Source organism: Brevundimonas sp. NPDC046655 (assembly GCF_044901625.1).
In the GTDB taxonomy this organism is placed as follows: Bacteria; Pseudomonadota; Alphaproteobacteria; order Caulobacterales; family Caulobacteraceae; genus Brevundimonas.
In genome coordinates, this window is the sequence record NZ_JBJDPV010000001.1 from 25196 (window position 1) to 49211 (window position 24016).

The 24016-nt window shown below is 67.0% G+C and carries 23 protein-coding genes; 9 read left to right on the top strand and 14 right to left on the bottom strand.

Annotated features, from left to right (window positions below):
* Position 1: 1 nt before the first annotated feature.
* Together ACI2KI_RS00105 and ACI2KI_RS00110 are read right to left on the bottom strand one after the other, a co-directional pair.
* On the bottom strand, positions 2-823 hold the full coding sequence (locus ACI2KI_RS00105) for an acyl-CoA thioesterase II (protein WP_292082379.1): 822 nt from the start codon (positions 821-823) through the stop codon (positions 2-4).
* Positions 824-861: 38 nt separating this feature from the next.
* Positions 862-2028 (bottom strand): acyl-CoA dehydrogenase family protein, encoded by a 1167-nt coding sequence (locus ACI2KI_RS00110; protein ID WP_292082380.1) that lies wholly within the window; start codon positions 2026-2028, stop codon positions 862-864.
* A 149-nt stretch (positions 2029-2177) separates the two neighbouring features.
* Between ACI2KI_RS00110 and ACI2KI_RS00115 the strand changes: the two genes are divergently transcribed.
* The 6 genes from ACI2KI_RS00115 to ACI2KI_RS00140 all read left to right on the top strand — a co-directional run bounded on the left by ACI2KI_RS00115 (position 2178) and on the right by ACI2KI_RS00140 (position 8151).
* Positions 2178-2957 carry an enoyl-CoA hydratase/isomerase family protein gene (locus ACI2KI_RS00115; protein ID WP_292082381.1) on the top strand — a complete coding sequence of 260 codons (780 nt, stop codon included), beginning with the start codon at positions 2178-2180 and terminating at the stop codon, positions 2955-2957.
* Positions 2958-3036: 79 nt separating this feature from the next.
* Complete coding sequence (locus tag ACI2KI_RS00120) at positions 3037-4188, top strand: thiolase (RefSeq protein ID WP_292082382.1); 1152 nt, start codon at positions 3037-3039, stop codon at positions 4186-4188.
* 16 nt (positions 4189-4204) lie between these two features.
* A complete protein-coding gene (locus tag ACI2KI_RS00125; protein WP_292082383.1) occupies positions 4205-4999 on the top strand; it encodes an enoyl-CoA hydratase-related protein in 795 nt (264 codons plus the stop codon).
* A gap of 1 nt (position 5000) precedes the next feature.
* Complete coding sequence (locus ACI2KI_RS00130; RefSeq protein ID WP_292082384.1) at positions 5001-5813, top strand: SDR family NAD(P)-dependent oxidoreductase; 813 nt, start codon at positions 5001-5003, stop codon at positions 5811-5813.
* A gap of 5 nt (positions 5814-5818) precedes the next feature.
* Positions 5819-7381, top strand: a complete 1563-nt coding sequence (locus ACI2KI_RS00135) for a class I adenylate-forming enzyme family protein (RefSeq protein ID WP_292082385.1) — start codon at positions 5819-5821, stop codon at positions 7379-7381.
* Positions 7378-8151: an SDR family NAD(P)-dependent oxidoreductase gene (locus ACI2KI_RS00140; protein WP_292082386.1), complete on the top strand. Its 774-nt coding sequence runs from the start codon at positions 7378-7380 to the stop codon at positions 8149-8151. The genes ACI2KI_RS00135 and ACI2KI_RS00140 overlap by 4 nt, the downstream gene beginning before the upstream one ends.
* On the opposite strand, the gene ACI2KI_RS00145 is transcribed toward ACI2KI_RS00140, so the two are convergent.
* From ACI2KI_RS00145 to ACI2KI_RS00185, 9 genes are all read right to left on the bottom strand, one after another.
* Entirely contained in the window at positions 8152-8886 is a 735-nt protein-coding gene (locus ACI2KI_RS00145) for an SDR family NAD(P)-dependent oxidoreductase (RefSeq protein WP_292082387.1), read from the bottom strand. It lies immediately after the preceding gene.
* Positions 8883-9782, bottom strand: a complete 900-nt coding sequence (locus ACI2KI_RS00150; protein WP_292082388.1) for an acyl-CoA dehydrogenase family protein — start codon at positions 9780-9782, stop codon at positions 8883-8885. The genes ACI2KI_RS00145 and ACI2KI_RS00150 overlap by 4 nt, the downstream gene beginning before the upstream one ends.
* The gene (locus ACI2KI_RS00155) at positions 9779-10933 is read right to left on the bottom strand and encodes an acyl-CoA dehydrogenase family protein (RefSeq protein ID WP_292082389.1); all 1155 of its coding nucleotides are present in this window, start codon (positions 10931-10933) and stop codon (positions 9779-9781) included. Before ACI2KI_RS00155 ends, ACI2KI_RS00150 begins: the two co-directional genes overlap by 4 nt.
* Positions 10933-12174: a CaiB/BaiF CoA-transferase family protein gene (locus ACI2KI_RS00160; RefSeq protein ID WP_292082390.1), complete on the bottom strand. Its 1242-nt coding sequence runs from the start codon at positions 12172-12174 to the stop codon at positions 10933-10935. The genes ACI2KI_RS00155 and ACI2KI_RS00160 overlap by 1 nt, the downstream gene beginning before the upstream one ends.
* Positions 12171-13328, bottom strand: a complete 1158-nt coding sequence (locus tag ACI2KI_RS00165; RefSeq protein ID WP_292082391.1) for an acyl-CoA dehydrogenase family protein — start codon at positions 13326-13328, stop codon at positions 12171-12173. The genes ACI2KI_RS00160 and ACI2KI_RS00165 overlap by 4 nt, the downstream gene beginning before the upstream one ends.
* Positions 13321-14412, bottom strand: coding sequence for an acyl-CoA dehydrogenase family protein (locus ACI2KI_RS00170; RefSeq protein WP_292082392.1), 1092 nt, complete (start codon positions 14410-14412; stop codon positions 13321-13323). Before ACI2KI_RS00170 ends, ACI2KI_RS00165 begins: the two co-directional genes overlap by 8 nt.
* Before the next feature lie 100 nt (positions 14413-14512).
* Positions 14513-14878, bottom strand: coding sequence for a Zn-ribbon domain-containing OB-fold protein (locus ACI2KI_RS00175; protein ID WP_292082394.1), 366 nt, complete (start codon positions 14876-14878; stop codon positions 14513-14515).
* The gene (locus ACI2KI_RS00180) at positions 14859-15725 is read right to left on the bottom strand and encodes a MaoC/PaaZ C-terminal domain-containing protein (RefSeq protein ID WP_292082395.1); all 867 of its coding nucleotides are present in this window, start codon (positions 15723-15725) and stop codon (positions 14859-14861) included. Before ACI2KI_RS00180 ends, ACI2KI_RS00175 begins: the two co-directional genes overlap by 20 nt.
* Positions 15722-16369, bottom strand: a complete 648-nt coding sequence (locus ACI2KI_RS00185) for a TetR/AcrR family transcriptional regulator (protein WP_292082396.1) — start codon at positions 16367-16369, stop codon at positions 15722-15724. Before ACI2KI_RS00185 ends, ACI2KI_RS00180 begins: the two co-directional genes overlap by 4 nt.
* 156 nt (positions 16370-16525) lie before the next feature.
* On the opposite strand from ACI2KI_RS00185, the gene ACI2KI_RS00190 reads away from it, so the two are divergent.
* The 3 genes from ACI2KI_RS00190 to ACI2KI_RS00200 all read left to right on the top strand — a co-directional run bounded on the left by ACI2KI_RS00190 (position 16526) and on the right by ACI2KI_RS00200 (position 21341).
* Entirely contained in the window at positions 16526-18841 is a 2316-nt protein-coding gene (locus ACI2KI_RS00190; RefSeq protein WP_292082397.1) for a TonB-dependent receptor, read from the top strand.
* A 68-nt stretch (positions 18842-18909) separates the two neighbouring features.
* Positions 18910-20217 (top strand): MFS transporter, encoded by a 1308-nt coding sequence (locus ACI2KI_RS00195; RefSeq protein ID WP_292082398.1) that lies wholly within the window; start codon positions 18910-18912, stop codon positions 20215-20217.
* Entirely contained in the window at positions 20214-21341 is a 1128-nt protein-coding gene (locus ACI2KI_RS00200) for an acyl-CoA dehydrogenase family protein (protein WP_292082399.1), read from the top strand. The genes ACI2KI_RS00195 and ACI2KI_RS00200 overlap by 4 nt, the downstream gene beginning before the upstream one ends.
* Before the next feature lie 111 nt (positions 21342-21452).
* On the opposite strand, the gene ACI2KI_RS00205 is transcribed toward ACI2KI_RS00200, so the two are convergent.
* From ACI2KI_RS00205 to ACI2KI_RS00215, 3 genes are all read right to left on the bottom strand, one after another.
* A complete protein-coding gene (locus ACI2KI_RS00205; protein ID WP_404616749.1) occupies positions 21453-22382 on the bottom strand; it encodes an electron transfer flavoprotein subunit alpha/FixB family protein in 930 nt (309 codons plus the stop codon).
* Positions 22382-23146 carry an electron transfer flavoprotein subunit beta/FixA family protein gene (locus ACI2KI_RS00210; RefSeq protein ID WP_404616751.1) on the bottom strand — a complete coding sequence of 255 codons (765 nt, stop codon included), beginning with the start codon at positions 23144-23146 and terminating at the stop codon, positions 22382-22384. The genes ACI2KI_RS00205 and ACI2KI_RS00210 overlap by 1 nt, the downstream gene beginning before the upstream one ends.
* A gap of 75 nt (positions 23147-23221) precedes the next feature.
* Positions 23222-24010 (bottom strand): SDR family NAD(P)-dependent oxidoreductase, encoded by a 789-nt coding sequence (locus ACI2KI_RS00215; RefSeq protein ID WP_404616753.1) that lies wholly within the window; start codon positions 24008-24010, stop codon positions 23222-23224.
* Positions 24011-24016 lie beyond the last annotated feature (6 nt).

Genomic DNA, 24016 nt, shown 5'->3' on the forward strand with positions numbered 1-24016 from the left:
GCTAGCGGCGCCGGATCAACAGTTCTTGGGAGGTGGAAGCGGCGAGGCCGCCGTCGCTGGCGTACAGGCGGCCGAAGCTCAATCCCCGGGCCTGACCCGCCCAGGGACTTTCGGATTCATGGAGAAACCAGTCGTCGGCCCGCACAGGGGCGTGGAACCAGATCGCGTGGTTCAGGCTCACGCTGGTGAAGCCGCCGTCGAAGGCCGAACGGGTATGAGGCAGCATCGCCGCTACAGGCAACATGAAGTCCGAGAGGAAGGCGACGGCGGCGTAGCCGCAGGTGTCGGGGGCGACGCCGACGCCGCGAAGCCAGAAACGTCCGTGCGGTTCCGCGGGGTGGGTGAAATAGTCATGCGGCTGCAACAGCCGCGCATCGATGGCCCTGAGGCCGCCGACCCCTTCGGCGTCCGCCGATGCGATCTCGTCCGGATAGAGGCGGCCGAGGTCTGCCAGACGGGGCAGGTCCTGGGGCGTGTCCGCGACCGACGATCGCGGGCGAGCGTGCGAGACGCCGTCCTCAGGCGCGTGAAAGCTGATCATGGCCTCGAAGGCCAGGGGCCCGTCGCCCTGACGGGCGGTGACGCGTCGTTCCGAGAATGAGCGTCCGTCCCGAACGGTCTCGACCTCGTAGTCCACGGGCTGGTCAGGGTCGCCGCCCGCCAGGAAGCGGGCGAACATCACGCTAGGCGGTCGATCCGGCGTCGTGGCCCGGGCGGCGATGATCGCCTGCCCGAGGAAACAGCCGCCGAATATGGCCTGGCTGTGATTGCGCTGGAAGTCAGACGCGCGGAACCGGGTCTCGTCGAGGCGGGACAGGCGCAATATGTCGCCTGCCGGGACGACCGGTCGATCGGCGGCCTTCATTCCCGCGGCAGCCGCATCAGGTTGGCGATGTTGGACCGCTGGATGGCCGAGGATCCGCCGAAAATCGGCAGGACCAGGGCGTCGCGGACGTACCGCTCCATGGCGAAGCCCTGGGCGTAGCCGTAGGCGCCCATCACCGTCTGGCAGTCGAGAGCCACGCCGCGAATGGTTTCTGCAATGAAGAGCTTGGTCATGGAGGTCTGTACGGCGCTCGGCTCGCCGCGCTTCACCAGGCCGGCGGCGTGGTCGAGCATCAGGCGGCAGGCTCTCAGACGGGTCTGAACGTCGGCGAGCGTGTGGCGCACCGCCTGGTGGCCGCAGATGCGCTTGCCGAACTGGGAACGTTCCTGGCTGTAGAGCCAGGCTTCCTCGACCATGGCCTCGCCAAGGCCCATGGCCATGGCCGAGGGCTGCAGCTTCTCCACCTCAAGCGTCGGGCCGGCGAGCTGGCTCCACCCCTGGTTCCAGCCAGCCTCCTCGCCCATGACGTCGCGCACCGAGACCTCGACGTTCTCGAAGACGACGTCGTTGGTCGGCACGCCGCGCACGCCCATGGTTTCCGTCGTGGTCATGCTGACGCCCGGCGCATCCCGGGGGATGATCAGGAAAGAGAGGTTGCGATGCCGCTCCTCGGGCGGGCCGCTGCGCACCAGGGTGTAGATGTAGTCGGCGAATTCCGCGCCGGAGCACCAGCGCTTCACGCCGTTGACGATGATCTTGTCGCCAGAGCGCTCGGCGCGCGTGGCCACCGCGGCGAGGTCGGCGCCGACGTCCGGTTCGGACAGGCCGAGAGCGAAGAGGAGGCGGCCCTCGGCCACGCGGGGCAGGAGGCGGGCCTTCTGGTCGGGGCTGCCGAGTTCGCCCAGGTTGAGGCCGGCGTAGCTGACGCACATGACATAGAGGCCGGCCAGAGCCATGCTGCGGCGGGCCAACTCCTCGACCACCATGAGCAGGGCGGGCACGTCCACACCCAGTCCGCCATGCTCTTCCGGGACCGCCAGGCCGCAGACGCCCAATTCGGCGAGGCCGTGAATGAGCTCGGGAGGCAGGCGGTCTTCGCGGTCCCACCGGGCGATGGTTTCGGGCGGTGCGATGTCGTCGAGAAGCCGCCGTAGGCTGTCCCGCAGCATGAGAACCTCTTCCGACAACAGTTCGGACGCCATGGACACTCTCCCCGATGAATCTCGTCGACGATCGACTTGCAACCGTCGTCGTATGCGCGTTAAATCTAACGAACGTTCGACAGGTGTCAAACGTCTTTGAATGTAATTGGAAGGCGCGGACGACTTGTCGGCGCTGGTTGGAGGCGACGATGAGCGATCCTGTCCTTTACCGCCAGAACGGCGGCGTGGTTTCGATCATCCTCAACCGTCCGGACCGTCTCAACGCCATTGATCCCGCGCTCGCCGAGGCCTTTCTCGCTGCGGCCGAACGGGCGGCCGCTGACGATTCTGTCAGGGTGGTGATCGTCCGCGGCGAGGGCCGCGCCTTCATGGCGGGCGGCGATCTGGCCTATTTCAGGGAGGCGGGGGCGGAGGCGCCCTCGGCCGCCCTGCGGCTCATCCACCCGCTTCATCGCGCCATCGCCCTGCTAGCGGACAGCCGTCTCGTTACGCTTGCCGTGCTTCACGGCGCCGTGGCGGGCGGGGGCATGAGTCTGGCGATGTCCACCGATCTGGCCGTCTGCGCCGACACGACACGTTTCGACATGGCCTATCTCAAGGTCGCGGCCAGTCCGGACTGCTCGGGCTCCTGGAGCCTGGTGCGCCACCTCGGCCTGCGGCGCGCCATGGGCGTGGCCTTGCTGGGGCAGACCTTGTCCGCCTCCGAGGCCCTGGGGCTCGGCCTGGTCAACGCCGTCTTCCCGGCCGACCAACTGGAGGCCGAGGCCCGGGCGATCGCAGATCGTCTTTGCGACGGACCGCGTGAGGCGATCGTCTCGACCAAACGCCTGCTGCGGACGGCGGGGGACAAGCCGCTCGTCGCGCAGATGGAGGACGAGGCGGCGGGTTTCGTCTCGGCGGCGGGGTCGGAGGATTTCCACGAGGCGATCGGCGCCTTCTTTGAGCGGCGACTGCCTCTTTTCAAATAAATCTAACAAACGATAGACAGAAACCGTGGCGCTGGTTAGCGTCAACGACGAGGCTGCGAAGACAGCCGGGGAGGCGTCAATGGATCAGTTTCCGCGTGGAGCGGCCGCAATCGTCGGCGCAGCCACCTTCGGCGTCGGGGAGGCTCCCGGCTATACGCCGAACGACATGGCGGCCCTGGCCGGCCTGGCGGCGCTCAAACAGGCGAACATAGGGCTCGGCGAGGTCGACGGCCTCTTCGTCTGCACCTCGAACGACGCGCTCTCCGGTCTCGGCGTGGCCGAGTATCTCGGAATTCGTCCGGCCTTCACGGACAACAACCGGACCGGCGGGTCCGCCTTCATGAGCCATGTGGTCATGGCGGCCCTGGCTCTGGACGCCGGCTATTGCGACGTTGCGCTCGTCGTTCACGGCAGCAACCAGCGTACGGGCGCCGGCGGCCTGGTGTCGATGCGGCAGGCGTCGCCTTACGAGACCCCCTATCGCCCCCTGAATCCGCTTTCGTCCTACGCCCTGGCGGCTTCGCGTCACATGCATGAGTTCGGCACCACGCGGGAGCACCTGGCCGCAGTGGCGGTGTCGGCCCGGGCCTGGGCCAATCTCAACCCGGAAGCCTTCGCCCGGGGGCCGTTGACGATCGACGACGTGCTCGCCGCACGCATGGTCTCCACGCCGCTGACGGTTCGCGACTGCTGTCTCATCACCGACGGGGCGGCGGCCGTCGTTCTCGTCCGGGCGGACCGTGCGAAGGACCATGCGGCACGCCCGGTCTATGTCCTCGGCGGGGCGGCCGAAACCTGGCATTCCGACATCGCCTCCATGCCCGACCTGACGGCGACGGCGGCCTCGGCCTCGGGGCGACGCGCCTACGCCATGGCCGGGCTTGGACCGGCTGACATCGATGTGGTGCAGCTCTACGACGCCTTCAGCATCAACACCCTTCTGTTCCTGGAAGACCTGGGGTTCTGCAAGAAGGGGGAGGGCGGCCCCTTCGTGGCGAGCGGCGCGATCGCGCCGGGAGGCGTGTTGCCCGTCAACACCAACGGCGGCGGCCTGTCCTACGCCCACCCCGGCATGTACGGCCTGCTCGCCATCGTCGAGGCCGTGCGCCAGCTCAGGGGCGAGGCGGGCGACCGCCAGATCGCCGACGCTGAAATCGCGCTCGCCCACGGCAACGGGGGCACCCTGTCCAGCCAAGCTACTCTGATCCTGGGCGGCGCAGCCGCCCTCTGACTTCAAGGAGACCATCGTGCGCTTCGAAGACTATAAATCCATCAGCTTTTCGCGTCGGGGCAAGGTCCTCACCGCGACCCTCAACGTCCCCGATCAGCTCAATGCGATCGCCGGCGCCCTGCATACGGAACTGGCGCATCTCTTTCCGGATGTGGCCGCCGATCCCGACACCGACGTCCTGATCCTGACCGGCGCCGGACGCGCCTTCAGCGCGGGCGGCGACCTGTCGCACATAGAGGCGATGAGGAACGATCCGCACGGCTTCTCCGAAGCCGTGCGGGAGGCGAAACGCATCGTCTTCGGAGCGATCGACTGCGACAAGCCGGTGATCGCCAAGGTGAACGGCGACGCCATCGGCCTCGGCGCCACCGTGGCCCTCTTCTGCGACATCATCTTTGCGGCCGACACCGCTCGCCTGGGCGATCCCCACGTCAAGATCGGCCTGGTCGCCGGCGACGGCGGCGCGATCATCTGGCCGCAGATGATCGGTTACGCTCGCGCCAAACACTATCTGCTCACGGGCGACCTGGTGCCCGCGCCCGAGGCCGCCGCCATGGGGCTGATCAACTTCTCCCTGCCGGCCGAAGAACTCGACGCCGCTGTGGACGCCTACGCCGACCGTCTGGCGGCCGGCGCGACCAAGGCGATCCGCTGGTCCAAGGTGACCATGAACATCGGCCTCAAACAGCTGGCGCACCAGATGATGGACGTCGGCATGGCCTATGAGGCCATGGCCAGCATCACCGCCGACCATGGCGAGGCGATCGCCGCCATGCGCGAACGTCGCAAGCCCGACTACACGGGGCGCTGAGATGGCCGCTGTTCCCACGCCTTCGGCCTCGCCTGCAGGCCTGCCCGCAAATCCCATGTCTCTTGAAGGCCGGACCATCGTCGTGACCGGCGCCGCCCAGGGCATCGGCCGGGCGATCGCTGAACGCGCGGTGAGCCTTGGCGCCAGGGTGGCGCTCGTTGATCTGCAGGACGAGGCCCTGAAAGCCGTCGAGGCGGCGCTGGGCGACCGCGCCAAGGCCTATGTCGGCAGCGTGGCCGATCCCGAATTCGTGGCGGCGGCGGTCGCCGACGCCGACGCGCATTTCGGCGGGCTTCACGGTCTGGTCAATAATGCGGGGATCACGCGCACCGCCCTGATCGAGAAGATGACCCTCGACGAGTGGAACGCCGTCGTCAGCGTTCACCTTACCGGCGCCTTCCTCTTCACCCAGGCCGTCGGACGCACCATGATCGCGCGGGTCAAGGCGGGCGATCCCGTGGCCGGGGCGATCGTCAATATTTCGTCGGACGCAGGCGTCCAGGGCACCTTCGGCCAGATCAACTACGGCGCGGCCAAGGCCGGCATGCTGGGCGCGACGATGAGCGCGGCGCGAGAATGGGCGCGGTTCGGCATTCGCGCCAATTCGGTGGCCTTCGGAGTGGTCGAGACGCCGATGACGGAGACGGTGCGCGGCGAGAAATTCCGCGACGCCTATCTGGCCAAGATCCCGCTGGGACGCTTCACTCTCCCGGACGAGGCCGCGACCCCGGTCTGCTTCCTCCTGTCTGACGGCGCCTCCTACATCACCGGCCAGAGGCTGTCGGTGAACGGCGGCTTCCACATGGGGGCCTGAACCCGTTGCAAACGCCGGACACCACCCTTCGGGACATGCTGTTGCGCAACGCGCTGCGCTACGCTGACGAACCCGCCTTCGTATGCGGGGGGCGAAGCCTGAGCCATGGGGAGTTCCTGGCGTCGGCCCAGCGACTGGCGTCAGCGCTACATCAGGCTGGCATGGAGCGACAGGATCGCGTTGCGGTCCTGTCGATGAACTCCCTGGAGCTGGCGACGGTCTACGGCGCTTGCGAGCTCCACGGCTTTGTCGCGGCGACGGTCAACTTCCGGCTGGCGCCAATGGAGATGCGCCACATCATCGAGGACAGCGGCGCCAGGATCCTGATCTTTGAAAGCGTCTTCGCCGATCAGGTCGCGGCCATCCGCGCGGCTCTGGAAGGGGTTGAACGCTTCGTCGTCGTCGGCGAAGCCCTCGACTGGGCGGAATCCTGGGACGCCTTTCTCGAAGGCGGGGCGGCGAGCGGTCCTGACCTTCCGCCGCCTGGTCCGGACGACCTCTGCTATCTGATCTACACCAGCGGCACCACCGGTCGTCCCAAGGGGTGCATGCTGGAGCACAAGGCCGAAGTGGCCACCGCCTCCATCATCGCCGCAGCCATGCAGCTGGGGGGGCAGGATCGCACGTTGCTGATGATGCCCCTGTTCCATATCGGCGCGAAGGCGATCGCCCTGGCTCAGCAATGGGTGGGCGGCGTGGTCTATCTGCACAGGACCTATGATCCCGCAGCTATTTTGGCGGACATCGAGACGCACCGCATCACCGCCACGCATATGGCGCCGACCCTCGTCCAGGGGCTGCTCGACTGTCCCGATATCGAAACGCGGGACATCTCGAGTCTGCGAACCCTGCTCTATTCGGCCGCCCCCATGCCGCCCGTGCTTCTGGATCGGGCCCTGAGCGTCTTTGGACCTATTTTCCAGCAGATGTACGGACAGACCGAGGGGATCGGAACGCTTCTGCCGGTGTCGGCCCATTCGCTGTCCGAAGACGCCACGGCGCGTCGGCGCCTCTATTCGATCGGTCACGCCTTCATCGGTTGCGAAATCGCCATTCTGGACGAGGCCGACCACAGTCTGGCGGCCGGGGAGATCGGCGAAATCTGCATCAGGAGCCCGGTCGTGATGCGCGGCTACTGGAACAACAGCGCCGCCTCGCTGGCCACCCTGCGCGACGGCTGGCTGCATACCGGCGACGTCGGCCACATGGACGCTGCGGGCTACGCCTACCTGGTCGACCGCAAGAAGGATGTCATCATCTCTGGGGGCGAGAACATCTATTCCCGCGAGGTGGAGGACGCCATCCTCGCCCACCCCGACGTCCTTGGGGCGGCGGTGGTCGGCGTCCCTGACGCCAAATGGGGCGAGGCGGTGCTTTCGGCGGTGGTGACACGACCCGGCAGCACGCTGACCGAGGCCGATGTCGTCGACCACTGCCGCACGCTTATCGCCGGATACAAGCGGCCGCGCCGCGTCGTCTTCGTCGATAGCCTGCCCATCCTGCCCAGCGGAAAGATCAACAAGCCGGCGCTGCGGGATTCGCTGCGTCAGGGGGAGACCGAAACATGACGCGCAACAAGGCCTTCGAGACCGGAGTCGCTCTCGTGATCGGCGGGGGGGGCGGGGTCGGCGGCGCGGTCGCCCGCGCCCTGGCGGCGGACGGGGCCGATGTGGTCCTGACCTATCGATCGAGCCATGCGGCCGCCGAAGCGACGGCCGAGGCTGTTCGCGCGCTAGGGCGGAGCGCCCGCTGTCTCGCGCTTGATCTCACCGACCACGCGGCTGTCGCGGATCTGGTCGCCGAGGTTGAGGGGACGGCCGGCGCCATCCATACGGTCATCTATGCAGCCGGGCCCATGCTGCCCTTCAAATTCCTGTCCTCGGTCACGCCCGAGGAGTTCGCCGGCTTTCTCACGGGCGACACCCTGGCCTTCTTCGCCCTGATGCATGCGGCGATTCCGGCCTTGAGGCGCTCGCGGGGATCCGCCGTGGCCATCCACACCACCGGACTCTACCGCTGGCCGATCAAGGACGGACTCTCGGTCGTGCCCAAGGCCGGCGTGGAGTCCATGGTGAAGGGGTTCGCGCGCGAGGAGGGCCGCTTCGGCGTGCGGGTGAACGGCGTGGCGCTGGGCGTCCTGGACGGCGGTCTGTTCGACAAGATGATGACGGCGGGTCAGATCAACGACAAGTTCGTCGATGCGACGATTGCGGCCGTTCCGCTCGGCCGGCTCGGCCGGCTTGAGGAGATCGGCGACGCGGCGGTCTTCCTGGCCTCGTCCCGGGCGGCTTATGTCACGGGGCACAGCCTCGTCGTGGACGGCGGCTTCCACCTCTGATCAGTGGAAGCTGCGCCCGCCGTCGACGGCCAGAGCCACGCCGGTGATGAAGGCGCTGTCGTCTCCGATCAGAAAGCGGATCGCCGTTCCGATCTCCTCGGGGCTGGCGATCCGACCCAGGGCGTAGCCCGCCCCTACCGCCGTTTCGGCCTCGATCGCTTCGCCGGTCATCTGCGAGAACATCGGGGTGCGAACGGCCCCGGGGCAGACGGCGTTGACGCGGATTGTCGGGGCCAGCTCCCGGGACAGGGCCTTGCTCAGCATCACCACGCCCGCCTTACTCGCGCTGTAGGCCGCCCCCGCGAAGGAGGGGGTCAGGCCGCTGGCCGAGGCGAGATTGACGATCGCTCCCTTTCCGCAAGCCCGTAGCGCAGGGATGGCGGCGCGACAGGTGAGGAAGACCCCTGTCATGTTCGTGTCGACCAGGCGTCGCCAGTCCGTCAGGGAGGTGTTCTCGAGCGTCTGGACAGTCGCTGTTCCGGCGCAGTTCACCAGGCCGTCCAGGCCGCCTAGCGCGCGGACGGCGGCGTTGACCGCCGTCTCCACCGCGGTTTCGTCCCTTACGTCGGCCTGAAACGCATGTGCATTGAGTACGCGTCCCAGGGCGCGGGTCTCGGCCTCGACAAGATCGACCAGCCCGAGTTCGGCGCCGGCCTCGGCGAGCATTCGGGCGGCGGCGGCGCCAATCCCTGAACCGGCGCCGGTGATGATGATCCGCTTTCCCCTGACGCTCATGTCTTGGCCTCTTGATCCCAGTCGGCGACCAGACTCGGCCAGAGCCGATCCGTGGTCGGCAGGTAGCGCCGCGCCAGGGCGTCGCCCCAGGCGACCTCGCCGCCGGCGACGTCCCGCCATCGCCACATGGCCATCGTCAGGCGATGCAGGGGATATTCCTCGGTCACGCCGATGGCTCCGTGGATCTGGTGTGCGCACGCTGCGCCGATCCTGACGGCGCGCGACGCACGGCTCTTGGCGACGCCGGCGGCCAAGATGGGATCGCGCGGCAGCAGACGAAAGCCGAAATCGGCGGCGGCGCGGGCGGCCGCCGCTTCAAGACCCAGATCCGCAGCGAGCCGCTGAACCGCCTGGAACTTGCCGATCGGTCGGCCAAACTGCGCGCGCGAGGCGGCGTGGTCGATGCTCAGCTCCAGCGCGCGCTGGAGGGCGCCGGCGATCTGTGCGGCTGTCGCTACCGCGAGGGCCGCCCGCGCCAGGCCGACGGCGACAGGACGCGTCTGCGTGAACCCTTCAGGCGAGATCAGAGACAGCATATCCCTGCCATCGCCGCTATGGGATGTCAGGGTCCAGGCGCCGGGCGGGACGGGGACGCCGCCGCCCAGAACCACGGGCGCTTCAGGGGCGGGGAGACCGGCCTGACCCAGAAGCCATCCGCCGATCAGCACTTCGGCGAGCGGGGCGGGCGCCGCATAGCCGCCCCAGGCGACCAGGGGGGCGGCGACATCTGTCCATGCCAGGCCCTGTCCGCCCGCCTCTTCGCCGATCATGGCGCGGTCGAGGCCGAGATCCAGAAGGCTTGACCAGAGGCCGGCTCCGTCCGGCGCCGGGCCCGCTTCGTCCATGAGCCGTCGGATCTGATCCGAAAGCAGTTCGCCGATGTCCAATTCGCTCATCTCAGACCCAATCCTCGCGCCACGATGCCTTGCATGATTTCCCGCGTGCCGCCGCGAAGGGAGTAGGTGGGGGCGATCTCCAGCGTGGCCTGAAGCAGCGCCACCAGGTCCGCCGGCGCAGGGGCGTCCTCAGGAAGGGCGGCGAGAAGGGTTCGCGCCAATTCGGGCACGGACTGCTCGAATGAGACGCCCAATTCCTTCACAACCGCAGCCTCGAGGTTGGGCGTTTCTCCGCGAGACAGCCGCTCGGCCAGGGACAGAGACATGGAGCGAAGCACAGCCACGTCGCCCAGCGCCTGACCGATCTGGCTTCTCACGCCCCGGTCGGCGGCGCAGGCCGGGTGCCGGGCCAAGCGGTCCAGCAGGGGAAAGGCGCTCATGAACCGGTCTGGCCCGCTGCGTTCGAAGGCCAGTTCGGCGGTGACCTGGGCCCAGCCGTCGCCAGCCTCGCCGATCAATCCCGCGTCCGGAACGAAGACGTCGTCGAACGTCACCTCGTTGAAATGGGCTTGCCCCGACAGGTCCCGAATGCCCCGGATCTCGATCCCGGGCGACGAGAGGTCGACCAGCAGTTGCGACAGGCCTTTCTGGCGATCGCTCGCGGTCCCTTCCGTGCGGAAAAGACCGAGCATATAGGCCGACTGATGGGCGTTTGTGGTCCAGATCTTGCGCCCGTTGAGGCGCCATCCGCCCGGAGCGGGCTCGGCGCGCGACCGGATGGCGGCGAGGTCGGATCCTGCGTCCGGTTCGCTGAGGCCGACGCAGATCGAGATCTCGCCCCTGGCCAGGCGAGGCAGGACCGCCCGCTTCTGGTCCTCTGTGCCCAGCCGCAGCAGGAGCGGACCGGTTTGACGATCGCCCGTCGAATGGGCTCCGATGGGGGCGCCGACGGCCATCATCTCCTCGAGAACGACATAGCGTTCGAGCATGGATCGGTCCTGGCCGCCGTAGGCCGTGGGCCAGGTCATGCCGATCCAGCCGCGGGCGCCGACCGCGCGGGTGAAGTCCCGGTCGAAACCGACCCAGGACTGGGCGACCGATCGGGCGCTCCAGCTGGCCTGATGATCCGCCAGAAAGGCGCGAACCTCCAGGCGGAGCGCTTCCGTCTCCGGCGGCAGGGGGGCGTGGGGGAAGTGCAGCGCCGCAGGCATCAGATCGCTCCCTTGTCGCGCAGCGTCGCCAGGGCCATCGGATCGAGGCCGAGCAGGCTGGAGAGGACCTCCTGCGTGTGCTCCCCCATCAGGGGCGGCGCCCGTCGATAGGCGACGGGAGAGCGCGACAGCCGTAGCGGACTGGCGATGGTCCTCACGGGGCCCAGCTGGGGGTGATCGAGAGCGATGATCGTGTCGCGGGCCTGGACATGAGGATCATGCTCCAGGTCGGACATGGCGTTGATCGGGCCGCAGGAGACCTTGGCGGCGTTGAGGGTTTCGACCCACCAGGCGCGCGGTCGCGTGCGAATGATGTCGCCGACCGCGGCCTTGATGGCGGCGCGATGGCGCACGCGTGCGCCGTTGGCGGCGAACCGGGGATCGGTCTTCCACTCCGGTTGACCCAGGACGTCGGCCAGCCGATTGAATTCCCGATCATTGAAGGTGGCGATGATCACGTGACCGTCCGCGGCCTCATAGACGCCGTAGGGCGCGGCGCTCGGATGGTCGTTGCCCGTTCTGCCGAGTTCCGCTCCGGCGTTCAGCCAGGCCGAGGCCGTGTTCAGCAGGGACGAAACCTGGGAATCGAAAAGGGAGATATCGACCAACTGGCCCTCGCCGGTGCGGTGGCGATGCTGCAGGGCGGCCAGGACGCCGATGGTCGCGTTCATGCCAGCGAAGATGTCGACGAGCGGGATGCCCACACGGACCGGTCCGGCCCCGTCCTCTCCATCGCGCGGTCCGGTCACGCTCATGACGCCGCCCATGCCCTGGATGAGGTAGTCGTAGCCGGAACGATCCGCATAGGGGCCCTCCTGCCCGAAGCCGGAGATGGCGCAATAGATCAGGCGAGGGTTTACGGCGCGAAGGTCCTCATAGCCGAGGCCGTAGCGGGCGAGGGTGCCCGGACGATAGTTCTCGATCAGGATGTCGCTGATCGCGGCCAGCCGACGCAGGGCTTCGGCGCCTTCGGGGACGGCGAAATCCAGGGCGATGGAGCGCTTGTTGCGGTTCACGCTCTGGAAGTAGGTGGATTCCTCGAGGTCCTCTCCATCGCCGTCTTTCATCCATGGCGGGCCGACGCGGCGCACGTCGTCGCCTTCGCCCTTCCGTTCGACCTTGATGACGTCGGCGCCCAGGTCGCCGAAGGTCTGGGCCGCGAACGGACCGGCGACCACCCGGGTGAGGTCGAGCACTCTCAGGCCGCTCAGCGGCGGGGGGACGATTTCAGAGGAGGTCATGACGGCATTCCCAGCACCGCTCTGGCGAGCAGGTTGCGTTGGATTTCATTGGTCCCGGCGAAGATGGCCTGCGGACGCGACATGTAATATTGCCAGGCCAGGTCGACCGGCACGCCGCCGACCTCGCAGGCGCCTTCGACGGCGACCCGGCCCTGGCCCAGGTCCAGGTTCAGTTCGCTGGCGCGCTGCTGCAGCTCGGACGACAGGATTTTCAACATGGAGACTTCGGCGCCGGGTTCGTGTCCCTCGCCGATCGCCCTGCATATCCGGCTGTAGAGGGCGCGTATGTCATGCAGGTCGACGGCGCAGCGCGCATAGCGATCGCGGAGTTCGCCCTCGGCGTCGCCCGCCTCCAGCAGGGCGCGGCTCAGCGTCAGCGCCCGGGCCGCGAGGGCCGGGCTTCCGATCCAGACTCGTTCGTAGCCGAGCAGGGATTTCGACACCGACCATCCCTGGTCGATCTCACCGACGATCTGGGAAAGAGGGACCCGCGCTGCGTCAAAGAACACCTCGCAGAACTCATCCTCTCCGGCGAGGTTGTTGATGGGCCGCACGGTCACGCCTGGCGTGTCGATCGGGATCAGCAGGAAGGTGATGCCGTCCTGACGGCGCTCCTTCCGAGCGGTTCGGACAAGGGCGAAGACATGGGTGGATTCATTGGCGTGGGTCGTCCAGATTTTCTGGCCTGTGACGAGGATGTCGTCGCCGTCGATCACGCCCGTCGTCGAGAGGGAGGCGAGATCGGAGCCCGCCCCTGGTTCGGAATAGCCCTGGCACCAGAGGTGCTCGCCCGAGAGAATCTTCGGGAGGTAGAATTTCTTCTGCGCCTCGGACCCATGGAGCATGAGGGTCGGACCCAGCTGAACTTCGCCGAGGTCGATGACCCGCGCGGCGCCGATGCGCTCGAGCTCTTCGGCGTAGATCACCTGCTGGGCGAAGGTCAGGCCCAGGCCGCCGTAGGCCTGGGGCCATGACGGCGCGCGCCAGCCGCCCGCATTGAGCATGTCGATCCATGCCCGCACCTGGTCGCCCCGAAGGCGTCGGAAAGGCCGAAGGCTGTCCTGTCGCCAGGCCGAGGGATAATGGGCTTCCAGCCAGTGGCGGAAGCGCAGGCGGAAGGCCTCGTCGGAGGTCGTCGGCAAAGCGTCAGGCATCAATGTCGCCTCCCAGCATGAGGAATCTTCGGCGGTGCGCCAGGGCGCCGCCGAAGCGAGGCGTGAGGCCCAGAACAGCCCGGACGAAAAGGCTGACGTCTGATTCTTCGGTGAAGCCGATCGCCCCATGCATCTGGATCGCCTCACGGCTCGCCAGAGCGGCCGTCTCGCAGGCCCGCGCCTTGGCGGCGCTGACCGCCGCCAAGGCGGCGGCGCCGTCCGGATCGGCGTCATAGAGGGCGGCGGCGTGTTCCACCGACGCCTCGCCCAGGGCGGTCGCCATGTGAAGGTCCACGGCGCGATGTTGCAGGGCCTGGAAGCCGCCCAGGGGGCGGCCGAACTGTCGCCTCACGCCGAGATGGTCCAGCGTCAGGGCGTTCAGACCCTCCGCGACCCCCAGGAGTTGAGCAGCCGTCGCCAGCGCCCCCATGGCGAGGGCGCGCTGCACCGCCTGACGCGCAGCCGGACCCTTCAGGACGATTTCCGACGTCGGGGCGTCGCGGAAGAGGATGTCGGCGATCGCGCCGCCGGCCAGATCGCGACGCGTCTTCACGCTGATGCCTTCGTCGCCGCAATGAATAGCGGTCAGGACAGGGTCTCCGTCGGCTTCGGCGACGACGAAGAGGCGGTCGGCGAGGGGGGAGAGCTGCTTTTCTCCCGCAAGACGCCCCGCCGTCAGCCGGGTGCGGCTCGGCCAGGCGTCGATTGCGTCGCCTGCTTCCTGCCAGCACAGGGCCGAGGCGTCGCCCCTTGCCGTCAAACCGTCCACCGCGCCCTGGCGATGGCTCCCCGCCGGCATGGCGGCGACGAGAACGGATGGAACCAGGGCCAACTGGACGAAGGGCTCCGGGAGCAGGGTCCGGCCGAACAGGCGAGCTAGCTGGACGGCGCCGGCCGCGCCAATATCCGCCCCGCCGTCGTCTTCGGGCAGGAGGGCCGCAGTCAGCCCCATGTCGACCAGTCCGGTCCACAGGGACGGGGAGGGGTTCTTCAGACGATCACGCCGGTGGTGATCATCGACGAACGCCTGGGCCGAATCCTGCACCATCGACAGGAACTCGCCCTTGCGGGTGTCCTGGTTCACGTCTGCATCCTCCTGCCGTCGGCATAGGGCCGCGCGGCGCGCTTGCGCTAGAAACTAACAAACGTTTGGTAGTGCGCGCGTGGAGGGATGGCAAGAGGCCTCAGGCCAGATCGAACACCACATTGGGGGCGCCGTGCAGGTCGGCGATCCGGCTGATGACGCGTTGACCGATCTTCAGCGCGTCGGGCGCGACGTCTTCGATCCGGCTCATGAGGCGAGGGCCTTCGTCCAGAGCGATGATGGCGACGTTGTAGGGGGCTTCCGGCGGGCGTGGATGCACGATGGTCAGGGCGTAGATCTCCCCGCCGCCGCTCGCCTCGACCCATTCCAGATCCTGCCGGCCCGTGCCGGGTTCAGCCACTCTCGGATAGAAGACATGGGCGCCGCTGGAGGCGCTGCGCTGGATCATGAAGCGGCCGGCCGCAAGGTGCGCCCGGAACTCCTGGTCAGGCTTGGTGTGGGTCATGAATGAACTCCGCCAGGCCGTGCGAAAGAACGACAAGGTCCCTGTCGACGGCGCGTACTTGGAAATGGACGCGATCCTGTTCGCGCCAGAGGTCGGTTGCGAGCCGTTCGCCGGGAAAAACGGGGGCTTTGAAACGGCAGTCGAGCCGGCCCAGGGTTTCCGGCGGAAGGTCCAGCTCGGTCAGAAGACTGAAGGCGGCGACGCCATAGGTCGCCAGACCGTGCAGGATCGGCTTGGGGAAGCCGATGGAGAGGGCCACCTTCGGGTCGGCGTGAAGAGGGTTGAGGTCGCCGCTCAGGCGATAGATCAGGGCGGTCTGGGGCAGGGTCTGCAGTTCGAAGCTGTGTTCCGGCGGCCGGTCAGGCGTCGACGTCATGGCCGACGCCTCCTCGCCCACAGAGCCGATCCCGCCGTCGCCCCGGCAAAAGAGAGTCTGGCCGACGGTGGCGGCGAGCCGGCCGTCGATGGTCAGGGTGCGCTCATAGGCGACGATTGCGCCCTTGCCCTCGCCCTTGTCCCGGACGCCCTTGATGCGGGATTGCGACCTGACGACGCCACGCGCGGGAAGGGGGCGGTGAATCTGCAAGGTCTGCTCGCCATGGACGATGCGCGCCCAGTCCAGGCCCGTGTCGAGATCGCGCGGCCAGAAACCCGGGTGGCCGAGGACCGCAGCCATCGACGGCAGGGGCTTCAGGCCGTCTTCATAGGTGTAGGCGAGGTGCGCCGGGGATGTCGGGTCGCCGCCGACGCCTACCCCGAGCGCATAGAGGATCGCGTCGCGTTCGGCGTAGGCCTGTTCGACATCCGGAATGGACAGATTGATCAGGGCCTGAGCCGACGCCCTCATTTGCGCGGCGCCGCGCGCATGCCGTTCAGGAAGAGCTCGGCCGCCATGGCGCCGAGATCCTCGAAGGACTTCTTCTCGGGGTCCAGCCATTCGCTGGTCCAGTTCAGCGACCCCAGGAGGAACAGGCGCGTCAGGCCGAGGTCGGCGTCGCCTGCCAGGATGCCGGCTTCCACACCGTCGTGAAGCAGGTTTCGCCAGAGATCGTCGTAGCGGCGCCGCATGCCGATATGCTTGTCGTGCAGGGATTCCGGGATGTGCTTGAGCAATTGCCGGCTCGCCACCGTATAGGTTCCGTATTCCCACACGGTCTTCAGATGCGCGGTCGTCGCCGCCTGGATCCGGGCGTCGAACGTGGCGTCGGCGGGGAGGGCGGCCATCGCCTCTTCAAAGCCCTTGATGGCTTCGCCGATGCCGCGCTCCAGGACGCCGTCGAGAATCTCGTCTTTCGAACTGAAGTGATAATAGAGGCTTCCCGCCTTCATTCCTCCGGCGTCGGCGATGTCCCGCATGGTCGTGGCGGCGTAGCCATGCTCGCGGAAAAGGTCAGCCGCGAGCTCGAGAAGCCGGCTGCTCGACAATTCGCCTTTCCGCGGTGTGGTGCCTGCCGTGGAAGCCATTCGTTCGTCCTTGCCTGATGCGGCCATTCAATCCGCCCCTCCATCATGGCGGACCTGTCGGTCCGGCACAAGAAAATCGAACGCTTGACAGGTGAAAAAACCTACCGAATGTTAGGCCGGTTATGACGCGCGGGCTCGGAAACCCGAAGACCCTCAATCGGCGCGCATCGGGAGGCTAAGGGTATGAGGAAGTTGAAGGGGGTCCTGTATCTCGCGACGGTCGCGCCATGCGCCTTGTTCGCATCGGGCGTGCTGGCGCAGTCGGCGGGGGCGCCGGCGTCGCAGGCGGCCACGACCATTGAGGACATCGTCGTGACGGCGCAAAAGCGCGAGCAGGCGGTCAACACCATCCCGCTGGCGATCACCGCGGTGTCGTCGCAGCAACTCGAAAACCGCGGGATTGAAACCGTCGCCGACCTCCAGAAGGTCGCGCCCGGCTTCAGCTTCGCCGACACGGGCGTCAATGCGCCGGTCTATTCGCTGCGTGGGGTGGGCTATTTCGACTACAGCCTGGCGGCGGCCCCGGCGGTCAGCGTCTATCTGGATGAGGTGGCCCTACCTTACCCCGCCATGACCCAGGGCGCGATGATTGATCTGCAACGCGTCGAGGTTCTGCGCGGCCCTCAGGGCACGCTTTTCGGCCAGAACGCGACCGGCGGCCTGGTCAATTATATTCCAGCTTCGCCGACCGCCGATCCCTCCGCGGGCTTCAAGGTCAGCTATGGACGGTTCAATCGCACGGAACTGGAGGGCTATGTCAGCGGCCCGCTCACCGACACCCTTCGCGGACGCCTGGCGGTCCAAAGCCTCCAGAGCGACGACTGGCAGTACAGCTACACCCGCGACGATTCGACGGGCGCGGCCAACCGGACCAGCGCCCGGGCTTTGCTGGACTGGGATCCGACATCCAATCTCTCGGTGACCTTCAACCTGAACGGCTATGTCGACCGCTCGGAGCCGCAGGCGACCCAACTCATCGCCATCACGCCGCTGACGCCGGCCCGTGTCCGGCCCGAAGTGGCCAACTATCCGCTGGCCCCGCATGACGCCCGCGCCGCGGACTGGAGCGACCAGCGCGATCCCTTCCGCGACGACCGGTTCTGGCAGGCGTCCGCCAAGGCGGTCTGGGACATCAACGACGCTCTGACCCTGACCTCGATCACGGCCTATTCCTCGCTCGACACCAACGACTACATCGACCGTGACGGGATGAGCAACGACAACAGCCAGTATGGACTCGACGGCAGCATCGAGGCCTTTTCGCAAGAGTTGCGGCTGTCTGGCGACACTGATCGACTGAACTGGGTTCTCGGCGCTTCCTACTCCAGCGCGGACACCGAGGAAAATTCGACGGTCAACATCGAGAGCTCCTCCAACGTCCAGAACAGTTTCGGGGTGAAGTTCAGCGACGCCTCCAGTCGCGTGAACAATGAGATCAAATCCTCGGCGATCTTCGCTTCCGGAGACTGGAAGCTCACGGATTCCCTCACTCTGACCACGGGTCTGCGCTACACCAAGGCCGAACTGGACTTTGTCGGCTGCACCAATGTGACGGAACCGGCTGCGATCCAGGCCTTCTCCAACATCAGCGCCTTCTTCCGCAACGCCAACGGCCTGCCGCCCGCTCCCTTCATTCCGGTCAACGGCTGCGTGGTTCTGGGGCGGGATTTCCTGGCCACCGAACCGCACAAGATCCTGGACGAGGACAATGTGTCGTGGCGCGTCGCCCTCAACTGGGAGGTGGCCGACGACATCAGGTTGTTCGCCTCGACGAGCCGCGGCTACAAGGCCGGCAATTCCATCACCGTCGCCGGGTCGTTCGACACCCAGTATAATCCGGTCCGCCAGGAAGAGCTGACGGCCTACGAGACCGGAGTCAAAGCCACCCTGTTCGATCGAACCATGCAACTGAATGCATCGATCTTCTACTATGACTACATCGACAAGCAGGCGCGGTCCAAGATCGTGGATCCCGTCTTCGGGCCGCTTCAGGCGCTGGTGAATATCCCGAGCGCCAACGCCAAGGGCGGCGAGATCGAGCTTCAATGGCTGCCCATGACGGGTCTGACAGTCAATGGAGGGCTGGCCTATCTCGACACCGAGATCGAGGAGTTCATCGGGTTCGATGCGCTTGGCGTACAGAGGGACTTCGCAGGCAAGCCCTTCAGCTTCGCCCCTGAGCTGCAGACCAATCTTGACCTCGACTATGTCTGGCCGCTTTCCAATGGTCTCGAAGCCTTCGTGGGCGGCAGCGTCGCCTATCGCAGCGACGCGAGCGCCGACTTCGACAGCAATCCCCTGTTCGACATCGACGCCTACACCCTGGTGGACGCCCGTCTCGGCGTGACGTCAGCCGACGGCCGCTGGCGGTTTTCGGTCTGGGGCCGCAACCTCACGGACGAATACTATTGGCATAGCGTGATCCGCGTCCAAGACTCGGTGGTGCGGGTTGCCGGCCAGCCCCGGACCTATGGGGTTTCCTTGGGCGTCGAGTTCTAGGTCGGACCTCCTGTTCGCGACCACGGCCCGTGCGCAAGCCGGGCCGTCCTTTCTTCTGAGGACAGTCCATGCACGCCCCTGTTCACCCAGCCGCGCCGCGCGGTCTGACCGGTCTGACCCAGCGGCCCAATTTCGTTCTGGGCCTGCTGATCCTGATCTACACCTTCAATGTTCTGGACCGGCAGATCGTCTCCATCCTCGCCCAACCGATCAAGGCCGAGATGGGCCTGTCTGATACCCAGCTTGGCTTGCTTACCGGGCTGGCGTTCGCTCTGTTCTATTCGGTCTTCGGCATTCCCGTCGGCTGGATCGCCGATCGTTTCGGGCGCGTACGAACGATGGCCGCCTCCTGCGTCGTGTGGAGCGTCTGCTCCATCGCCTGCGGCTTTTCGCAGAACTTCGGGCAGATGGCCGCTGCGCGGATGGGCGTCGGGATCGGCGAAGCCGGGGGCGCGCCGCCCTCCTATTCTCTCATATCGGACTATTTCCCGCCCGAGGCTCGCGCCCAGGCCCTGGGGCTCTTTTCTCTGGGCGCGCCCCTGGGCATCCTGCTGGGAATGACGCTGGGCGGCTGGGCGGCGGTCGAGTTCGGCTGGCGATCGGCCTTCTATGTGGTCAGTCTTCCCGGCGTCTTTTTCGCCCTTCTGCTCTGGCTTCTCGTCAAGGAACCCCGGACCGGCCGCCTTGACGTTGCGGCCGCGACAATCGAACCCCAGGCGCCTCTGGGCGTCGCGGTGCGGGAATTCTTCGCGACGCCGTCGCTCTGGCGCGTGGCTGTGGCGGGCGGCTTGTCGGCCTTTGTGACCTACGGCCTGCTGAACTGGCTACCGTCCTTCCTCATGCGCTCGAAGGGCATGGCCCTGGGCGAGGTCGCCCAGTATCTGGGCTTCGTCAATGCAGGGGCCATGGCGCTAGGTCTCTGGTTCGGCGGCCGACTGGCTGATCGCCTTGGACGCCGCAATCCCGCCGCCTACGGCCTCGTGCCTGCGACCAGTCTGGTCCTGGCTGCCCCGGCCTTTGTGGCGGCGATCATCGCCCCGGGCTGGGCGGCGTCGCTCCTGCTGTTCGCCATCCCGATCGCTCTCAATATCGTCTTCATGGGGCCGGCTCTCGCCGTGGTCCAGAACGGCGCGAAGCCCGCCAATCGCACGGTGGCCTCGGCCCTGTTTCTATTGATCAATAATCTCGTTGGTCTGGGCGGCGGGCCGCTGTTCGTCGGCTTCATCAGCGATCTCGCGGCGCCGAGATATGGAGATGGCGCCCTCACGGTCGCCATGCTGTGCTTGACGCCCTTCTTCCTGCTGGCCGCCACGGCGCACTACATGGTCGCGCGCGCCTTGCGCAAGGAAGCGGCGATCCGAGCGGCGGCTGCATGATTCTCACCGAAACCCAGACGATGATCCGCGATGCGGTGAAGACCTTTGTTCGAGACCGTGTGACCCCGTACGCCAGGAAATGGGAGGCCGAGGGCCGATATCCCGAGCCGCTGTTTTCCGAACTGGCGGCGCTGGGGCTGATGGGCATGACCGCGCCGGGCGTCTATGGCGGCGGGGAGGCGGACTATGTCTCCTATGCGCTCGCCCTGATGGAGCTGGCGGCGGGCGACGGGGGGCTTTCGACCGTGGTTTCCGTCCACAACGCGCCCGTGGTCGCGGCCCTCCTGAGTGAAGGGTCGGACGACCAGAAGGCCGCCTACATGGCCAGGCTGTGCAGCGGCGAGATGATCGGGGCCTTCGCCCTGACGGAATCCGGCGCCGGTTCGGACGCGGCGGCCCTGAGCACGCTGGCCGTCAGGGAGGCCTCGGCCTGGCGCATTAACGGGTCGAAGCAGTTCATCACCTCCGGTCGGATCGCGGGTCTGACGATCGTCTTCGCCGTGACGAATCCCGCGCGCGGCAAGAAGGGACTCTCGGCCTTTCTGGTTCCGGCAGGAACGCCGGGTCTTGTGGTCGACAAGGTCGAGCACAAGATGGGGCAATGCGCCTCCGACACCTGCGCCCTGAAGTTTGATGACATGCTTCTGGACGACGGGCTCCTGCTGGGCGGGGAAGGGGAGGGCTATCGTATCGCGCTCGCCAACCTCGAGACGGGACGGATCGGGATCGCCGCCCAGAGTGTCGGCATGGCCCAGGCCGCGCTGGATGCAGCGGTCGTCTACGCCCGTGAGCGGAACACCTTCGGCAAGGCGATCATGGAGCATCAGGCCGTCGGCTTCCGACTGGCTGACCTGGCCGCTCGGCTCGAGGCGGCCCGCCAGCTCGTCCTTCATGCTGCGGCGACCAAAGACGCGGGCAAGCCCTGTTTAAAGGAGGCGTCCATGGCCAAGCTGGTGGCGTCGGAAACGGCGGAGGCCGTCTGTTCCGGGGCGATCCAGACACTCGGCGGCTACGGCTACCTGGAGGAGTATGGTCTGGCAAAGATCTATCGCGACGTCCGCGTCTGCCAGATCTACGAGGGCACCTCCGATATCCAGCGGATGGTGATCGCCCGCGCTCTCTGAGGGGCCAAGGGACTTCTTGGCCCCCACTGGCCCGCCGCACGACGTCGGAACTGAGAACGCGCCGGACGGTCTCCCGTCCGGCGCGCTTCATATTCAGCGTAGAGGCAGCCCTTAACCGAGGGCGGCCATCAGTTCCGGCACGGCGGTCTTGTAGTCGGCGACCAGGCCGTAGTCGGCGACCTGGAAGATCGGGGCGTCGGCATCCTTGTTGATGGCGACGATGACCTTGGAGTCCTTCATGCCGGCCAGGTGCTGGATGGCGCCCGAGATGCCGATGGCGATGTAGAGGGCCGGGGCCACGACCTTGCCGGTCTGGCCGACCTGATAGTCGTTGGGGGCGTAGCCTGCGTCGACGGCAGCGCGGCTGGCGCCGATGGCGGCGCCCAGCTTGTCGGCCAGGGGCTCCATGACGGCGTGGAACTCGTCAGCCGAGCCCAGGGCGCGGCCGCCCGAGACGATGATCTTGGCGGCGCCCAGTTCGGGGCGGTCCGACTTGACCATTTCCTCAGAGACGAAGGCGGTCTTGGGCGCTTCACCAGCGGCGACGCTCTCGACCGAGGCCGAGCCGCCTTCAGCGGCGGCGGCGAAGGCCGTCGGGCGCACGGTGATGACCTTCTTGGCGTCGGCGGACTGCACCGTTTCCAGGGCGTTGCCGGCGTAGATCGGACGCACGAAGGTATCAGCCGAGACGACCTCGACAATGTCCGAGATCGGCGCGACGTCCAGCTTGGCGGCCAGGCGCGGGGCGAAGTTCTTGCCGTCCGTGGTGGCGGGCGACAGGACGGCGTCGTAGTTGGCGGCCAGCGGCAGGACGGTGGCCTCGACGGCCTCGGCCAGGCCGTGAGCGACGGCGTCGCCCTCGGCCAGCAGGACCTTGCGCACGCCCGTGATCTTGGCGGCGGCGTCGGCCACGGCTTGAGCGCCTTGGCCCAGGACCAGAACGTCCACGTCCGACGACAGGGCCAGGGCCGCCGTCACGGTCTTGTGGGTGGTGTCGCGAACGGCCGAGCCGTCATGGTCGGCGATGACGAGAACGGCCATTACAGAACCCCTGCGTCTTTGAGCTTGGAAACCAGTTCGGCCGCGTCGGCGACCTTGACGCCCGCCGAACGCTTCGGCGGCTCCGTCACCTTCAGAACCTTGAGGCGATCCGCGACATCGACGCCGTAGTCGGCAACCGCCTTGACCGCGATCTCCTTCTTCTTGGCCTTCATGATGTTGGGCAGGCTGGCGTAGCGGGGGGTGTTCAGGCGCAGGTCCACGGTGACCACGGCCGGCAGGGTCGCCGCCACGGTCTGCAGACCGCCGTCGACTTCACGCGTCACGGTCGCCTTGCCGCCGTCAATGACCAGCTTGCCGGCGAAGGTGGCTTGCGGCCAGTCCAGCAGGGCGGCCAGCATCTGACCCACGGCGTTGTTGTCGCCGTCGATGGACTGCTTGCCCATCAGGACCAGGTCCGGCTTCTCCTCGTCCACGACCGCCTTCAGCAGCTTGGCGACGGCCAGCGGCTCCAGGTCGGCGTCCGACTGGATCAGGACGCCGCGATCGGCGCCCATGGCCAGGGCCGTGCGCAGGGTTTCCTGGGCCTGGGTCACGCCGATGGAGACGACGACGATTTCCGTCGCCGTGCCGGCGGCATGGTGTTCCTTGCCTTCCTTCAGACGCACGGCCTCTTCGACGGCGATCTCGTCGAAGGGGTTCATGCTCATCTTGACGTTGGCCAGATCGACGCCGGTCTGGTCCGCCTTGACGCGGGCCTTGACGTTATAGTCGATCACCCGTTTCACCGGGACGAGTACCTTCATGACGGGGGCTCCTTGCCGCAGTTTGCGGCGGTCGTGTTGTTGGTCTTAAATTTGTTTACCGATGAGTAGGATGTCTTAGCGCGGCGCCAGGCGTACGGCCCCGTCCAGGCGGAAGGATTCGCCGTTGAGATAGACATTTTCGATGATGTGGAGCGCAAGCGCGGCGTAGTCCTGGCCGACGCCAAGCCGTTTCGGGAAGGGAATGTCCGCAGCCAGGGCTTCCTGAACCTTGGCGGGAAGGCTGTCCATCATCGGTGTCTGGAAGATGCCCGGAAGAATGGTGTTGATCCGGATGCCTTCGCCGGAGAGGTCGCGGGCCGTCGGAAGGGTCAGGCCCACGACGCCGGCCTTGGAGGCGGCGTAGGCGGCCTGGCCGATCTGGCCGTCTGTGGCGGCGACCGAGCCCGTGTTGATGATCACCCCGCGCTCGCCGTCGGTCAGCCGATCAAGCGTGGCCATCCCCGCAGCCGACTTGGCGATGCATCGGTAGGTCCCGATCAAATTCACCTTTATCGTGCGTTCGAAGACGTCGAGGGGGAAGTGCGAAAGGGCACCGGTTTCGCGGTTGCGGCTTACGGTTTTGGCCCCGGAAACAATGCCGGCGCAGTTAATCTGGATGCGTTCCTGACCGTGCGATGCGCGTGCGACTTCGAACGCTGCGTCCACTTCGGCGTCGGAGGTGACGTCGACCTTGCAGAAGACGCCGCCGATTTCTTCAGCGATGCGATCGCCGCGCTCGGCGTTCATGTCGAACAGGGCGACCTTGACGCCTCTAGCGGCGAGTGCGCGGGCTGCGGCTTCGCCCAAACCCGAGGCGCCGCCCGTGACGACGGCGGCGATGGCGGTGTCCATTGTCAAATTCATGTCGGT

What these genes read in the sequence shown, in the direction of transcription:
- ACI2KI_RS00110 (WP_292082380.1), bottom strand. Translation starts at nt 2,028, where the DNA reads ATGGCGTCCGAACTGTTGTCGGAAGAGGTTCTCATGCTGCGGGACAGC.
- ACI2KI_RS00115 (WP_292082381.1), top strand. Translation starts at nt 2,178, where the DNA reads ATGAGCGATCCTGTCCTTTACCGCCAGAACGGCGGCGTGGTTTCGATC.
- ACI2KI_RS00120 (WP_292082382.1), top strand. Translation starts at nt 3,037, where the DNA reads ATGGATCAGTTTCCGCGTGGAGCGGCCGCAATCGTCGGCGCAGCCACC.
- ACI2KI_RS00130 (WP_292082384.1), top strand. Translation starts at nt 5,001, where the DNA reads ATGGCCGCTGTTCCCACGCCTTCGGCCTCGCCTGCAGGCCTGCCCGCA.
- ACI2KI_RS00140 (WP_292082386.1), top strand. Translation starts at nt 7,378, where the DNA reads ATGACGCGCAACAAGGCCTTCGAGACCGGAGTCGCTCTCGTGATCGGC.
- ACI2KI_RS00145 (WP_292082387.1), bottom strand. Translation starts at nt 8,886, where the DNA reads ATGAGCGTCAGGGGAAAGCGGATCATCATCACCGGCGCCGGTTCAGGG.
- ACI2KI_RS00150 (WP_292082388.1), bottom strand. Translation starts at nt 9,782, where the DNA reads ATGAGCGAATTGGACATCGGCGAACTGCTTTCGGATCAGATCCGACGG.
- ACI2KI_RS00155 (WP_292082389.1), bottom strand. Translation starts at nt 10,933, where the DNA reads ATGCCTGCGGCGCTGCACTTCCCCCACGCCCCCCTGCCGCCGGAGACG.
- ACI2KI_RS00160 (WP_292082390.1), bottom strand. Translation starts at nt 12,174, where the DNA reads ATGACCTCCTCTGAAATCGTCCCCCCGCCGCTGAGCGGCCTGAGAGTG.
- ACI2KI_RS00165 (WP_292082391.1), bottom strand. Translation starts at nt 13,328, where the DNA reads ATGCCTGACGCTTTGCCGACGACCTCCGACGAGGCCTTCCGCCTGCGC.
- ACI2KI_RS00175 (WP_292082394.1), bottom strand. Translation starts at nt 14,878, where the DNA reads ATGACCCACACCAAGCCTGACCAGGAGTTCCGGGCGCACCTTGCGGCC.
- ACI2KI_RS00180 (WP_292082395.1), bottom strand. Translation starts at nt 15,725, where the DNA reads ATGAGGGCGTCGGCTCAGGCCCTGATCAATCTGTCCATTCCGGATGTC.
- ACI2KI_RS00185 (WP_292082396.1), bottom strand. Translation starts at nt 16,369, where the DNA reads ATGGCCGCATCAGGCAAGGACGAACGAATGGCTTCCACGGCAGGCACC.
- ACI2KI_RS00190 (WP_292082397.1), top strand. Translation starts at nt 16,526, where the DNA reads ATGAGGAAGTTGAAGGGGGTCCTGTATCTCGCGACGGTCGCGCCATGC.
- ACI2KI_RS00195 (WP_292082398.1), top strand. Translation starts at nt 18,910, where the DNA reads ATGCACGCCCCTGTTCACCCAGCCGCGCCGCGCGGTCTGACCGGTCTG.
- ACI2KI_RS00200 (WP_292082399.1), top strand. Translation starts at nt 20,214, where the DNA reads ATGATTCTCACCGAAACCCAGACGATGATCCGCGATGCGGTGAAGACC.
- ACI2KI_RS00205 (WP_404616749.1), bottom strand. Translation starts at nt 22,382, where the DNA reads ATGGCCGTTCTCGTCATCGCCGACCATGACGGCTCGGCCGTTCGCGAC.
- ACI2KI_RS00210 (WP_404616751.1), bottom strand. Translation starts at nt 23,146, where the DNA reads ATGAAGGTACTCGTCCCGGTGAAACGGGTGATCGACTATAACGTCAAG.
- ACI2KI_RS00215 (WP_404616753.1), bottom strand. Translation starts at nt 24,010, where the DNA reads ATGAATTTGACAATGGACACCGCCATCGCCGCCGTCGTCACGGGCGGC.